Source organism: Deltaproteobacteria bacterium (assembly GCA_016208165.1).
In the GTDB taxonomy this organism is placed as follows: domain Bacteria; phylum Desulfobacterota; class Desulfarculia; order JACQYL01; family JACQYL01; genus JACQYL01.
This window is the reverse complement of record JACQYL010000070.1, coordinates 1-4,347: the sequence shown is the minus strand read 5'-3', so window position 1 is coordinate 4,347 and position 4,347 is coordinate 1. Positions and strand designations below refer to the sequence as shown.

General features: G+C 51.6%; 2 protein-coding genes. Both read right to left on the bottom strand.

Annotated features, from left to right (window positions below):
- Nucleotides 1-12 precede the first annotated feature (12 nt).
- Nucleotides 13-948: an IS630 family transposase gene (locus HY788_14730; protein MBI4775401.1), complete on the bottom strand. Its 936-nt coding sequence runs from the start codon at nucleotides 946-948 to the stop codon at nucleotides 13-15.
- 976 nt (nucleotides 949-1,924) lie between these two features.
- A complete protein-coding gene (locus tag HY788_14725) occupies nucleotides 1,925-3,922 on the bottom strand; it encodes a TIGR03768 family metallophosphoesterase (GenBank protein MBI4775400.1) in 1,998 nt (665 codons plus the stop codon).
- Nucleotides 3,923-4,347 lie beyond the last annotated feature (425 nt).

Below are 4,347 nucleotides of genomic sequence, written 5' to 3'. Positions count from 1 at the left end.
CTAGAGTGTTTTTCAAAATAACGTTCCGATTGCGGCGGTTTGTTTGGCCTGATCGGGATGATTTATGACGTCGAGAATAGCCTGGTCCAGTCTTTGGAGGAGCTGGTCTACGGTTTTTGAGACATAGTTGTTAAACCACTTGGCTTTCATGGTGAGCCATATTCTTTCGATCGGATTCAGGTCCGGTGAGTAGGGCGGCAAGAAGAGGGGCTCCCATCCATGCCATTTTATTGACTGTTTTCGATGCCAGGAGGCATTATCGATAACCAGAAGGTTTCGGCTCCGCTGAAGGGGCACAAACTGTTTGGCCTGATCCAGGAAAACCTGGAACATCTCCGAATCGGAATGAGAGGTCTCAATGGCGAAAAAATCGCCGGATCGAGGGCAGACCATGCCCATTACGTTCATACGTATGTGGTCTCCGTTCTTGGTGATTCTGGTTTTGTTCCCTTTTCGATCCCATCGACGTCGAGGTCTGGGATCGCCTTCAAATCCGGATTCATCGGCAAACCAGACATCGATGTCCGGATCCTGAAGGAGTTCTGACAATTGTTTTCGGAAGGCTTCCCGTTGAGCTTCATCCTGGCGATCCGGCCAAGGCTGAGGCGTTTTGAGGGCAAACCCGCTCTTATGGAAAAATCGAACGACCGTCTCATAACTGCACTCGATCTGGTACTTATCGCTGATATGCCCATGAAACGCTTTGGCGGTCCAAAACGTACGAGCGGCCTTTTCCGGTTGTTCGAGCAGTTCAACCAACTCCTTGGCCTGTTGATCTCCAATGATGGCGGTGCGGCCGGGTCGCTTTTTAGCAATCAAGCCATCCAGGCCTTTTTCGTTGAACAGCTTCACCCATTTTCGCAGGGCTCGCTCAGTTACCAGGAGGGCTTGCGCTACTTGAGCCCGAGATATGCCCGTCAGGAGCATTTGAATAGCCGTACACCTCAAGGCGGTCTCGCTAGAGCCAATACGACCCAGCTCCTTAAGTTCAAGAAGGGTCCCGTTCTCCGGATTGGGCTCTAGCAATCGTTGCGCCATGCACAACGTTGTGACACACAAGATCACAAATGTCTAGTTTCACTTGTTCACAATATCGCACCAAGCGGAACATATTTCTGACAAATGCTATAAATAGGAAGAAGCGGCTGGGGCTTTTGGCCGATGGAGCCGCCGAGTGAAGGTTTCGACCAGGTGAAGCGGCTTTTGGATCCTTCTAGATCGTATCTTTTCCGTCATGGCAAGTGTGGTCTCCATCCAAGAAGCGGCGTCCGGTATTATCCGCGGCTCGAAAAAGGCAGGATCTTTTTCCAACAGGGCGAGCTTTCTCAAGTCGTCATTTCACGGGTCTTTCCGTCCGGATGCAGCCTGGATGCGCAATGACATGGCACGGCTATTTGCTATTGCTTTTCGCAAGAAAAGTCAAAGGGAGTTGACCCCTTACCTATAGATTGTTTCTATCAAAGAAACCGGCCAAAGCTGAGAAACAAGCATGATGTCCCGGCATTGTGGGAATCCGTGTGGGCCATTCCGGCGGTGATGGGCGGGCTGAAGGGGGATAGAGGGGGAGGGCGCTGAAAAAGGCGGCAAGAAGGCACAACAGCCGCTCAGGGGATAGGTTTGTCCTTTGCGAAAAAAGGAGGGGCCACAGGCCCCTCCGGTTTTCGTATTCACGGGCCGGTTCCGGTAATCGCGAAGGCCCGGGTTTTCAAGAATTGTCGATATGTCCCTGACGCGCCTTCGTGACGGGCCCAGTGGCAGCCCGAGTATCCCCAACGGGGAACTCGACCATCCCGGGCTTTATTGCTCAACCGTGAGCAGGATTGTTCAGCAACGAGAAGAACATTCAAATGGCAATTCCTGACCCCCGGTTCCCCAGGCGTCTCGCTTATTGTGAACCTGTTTTGGAGTATCGTTATGACATTCATTAGAGATCCTGAAACTGCGTCTGTAACACGCTTATCGTCTCCGGGCTCAACTGCTTGAACAGTTCGGCATTGTACGACGCATTGTACGGCACGCCGTTTTCAGATAGATTCACAAACTGGATACTTGGGTCCGTAAATGGGTTGTCGGTGGTTGGAGTACCTTGTGGTCGGGTCGGGTCCATGCTTGGAACGGGAATGACGCCGGCCGCCATGGAAACATTGGCGTTATTCAGGGTTAAGTTAGTTTGGACTATTTGTTGAGTAGCAATCGCGTACTTACGCGATGTAGCTGCGGGCGTACCTTCTGCAACAGCAGGATCAACGTTGGTTGTAACGATTGAAATGGTATAGTCGCTGTTGAGGACTATTTCAAAAGTACGAAACTGCTGAGGGAAATCCCTTAACGACGAAGTTTCAACCTGCCAGAACCCTTGTTCGGGTTTACTTGGATCGGATGAGATGAACGCCTTAACAGTATTCAAATGACGATGCCCGGCTATCCACATAAGGAAATTGGGAGTGCTTTGAAGCGTCTGAACCAATTCGGCCAGGGTCACCGCGTTCCGGTTCTCTTGCACGGTCGTCGGCTCGCCCAGCCACCATTCCGTTTCAGCGCCGATAGCCGCAACCGCGATTGGGACATGGGCGGCAATTATCATGAGCTGATTGGCCGCCTGACCGGCCGCGAGTTCGGCTTGAAGCCATTCCCATCGTTTGGCGTCAAGATAACCGTGCCCATGTATATCGTTGGAGCCGTCGGTTTCGGACTGAGTATCGTCAAGCACGATAACCTTGAGAGGTATGTCTGATTTGGGCAGGAAGCTGTAGCAGGCAAAGCCGCTTGGTTGAGTTGAGTCAACTAAATTGAAACCGTGACCAACGGGATACGATGACGTGTCAAAAAACTCCTGTATCCATTCCGTCCTCACGAGGGAGCGACGATCCGGATCCGCTACAACGGATGGGGCGCCGTCGCTGAATTCCTCGTTCGTGACCGCGCCGGCATTGATAATATTTCCGTAACGAGTTGATCCGTCAATGAGACCCATGTAGTACGTCGGTGTGCTTAGAAGGTCTTGCATGTCGAACAAGGCTGGAAATGTGTCAAAGTTGGGGACGAGGAAGTCCGATACGGCCCAGAAGGTGTCACTGATGTAGGACTGTCGAATACCGAGAGCAGGGTCGGCGTCCACAGGGAATGAACCTAGATAAAAGTGATCGTGGTTGCCTAGAGTTTGATACCATGGGATCGATTTATCGAGTCCGGCGGCCAGGAAGGGTTTTTGATAGTCGATATCGTTGGCTCCAGCATGATCACCGGAACTTGGAGTAATCAACCCGCCGTCAACAACGTCGATATACCATCTCAGTTCATTGTACGAAGTGCTGTTGCAGGTGTCTCCTAGAGAGATGCCGAAATCAAATGGATTTTGTTTGTGCAGAGCATTTACCGTCTGCATCGCGGCATCGAGGACTTGGGCTGTGTACATCATGACCGGGGAGTATATTGAACTGTTTCCGCCGGAGTTAGGCCCATCAAATTGCTGAAGATATATAATCTGGTTCGGCGCTTCCTCGTCCGTAATATGGATGTCGGTGATAGCGAAAAAATTCGTAAGTTGTTTGGTTCTGGTGGGCGTTGGGCTATTATAACCTGCAGGCATAATGTCCATCCGTTGTATGGAGGGAAGAGGCGCGCCAAAGGTCCAGGCGCCATAGCCCAGTGCGTCGTATTCCGAAACCCGGCAAAGTTCAGTCGCAGCAAGGCCAGGCCCGCCATTAGGGCTATTTGGGGTAGCCGGCGCCAAACCAGTAGCCTCGGTAGACGTGGGCCATGGAAACGACAGCATCCTCTCGGTCGTCGTAGCCACAGTGGAATCAATCGAGTATCCTTGGATCGAACCGTTGTCGCCGTCTCCACATCCGGACAAAGAGAAAATCAGCATGCCCATGAGTAAAAATGAAGCGAACTTGTTGTTTTCATAAGATCGTTTCATGAAGGTCACTCTCTCCTTTTGATAAGACATTGGTTTGGTGTATGATAGGTTATTCATGGTTCAGAAAATCACCTCGGCCTTTATGGGCATTTCGCTTTGGGCAGCTACTACCCGTCCTCCCTTATACGCAGCGATTTGCGCTCCTCCGGCGCCACCGCACCGGCTCTCCGGTACGGCGCTGGTCACCTGCCGCCACATGCCACACCCATGTATCGGCATGACGGCCCAAAAGCTTAACAGGCTGTTCAAAAAACGCGATCTGCGGTCACGCCAACGGCGTGACGCTGGACTTTGGCCCTTTGTGATACTGGTTGGTGCATGGTTAGTAAGAATTACCTAATTAATTGCATATAATACAGCGGATTCGAGATTGGGTCTGGTATTTTTATGAGTTCGGTCCGCGGTACGTTTGTCAACGAAGTGGG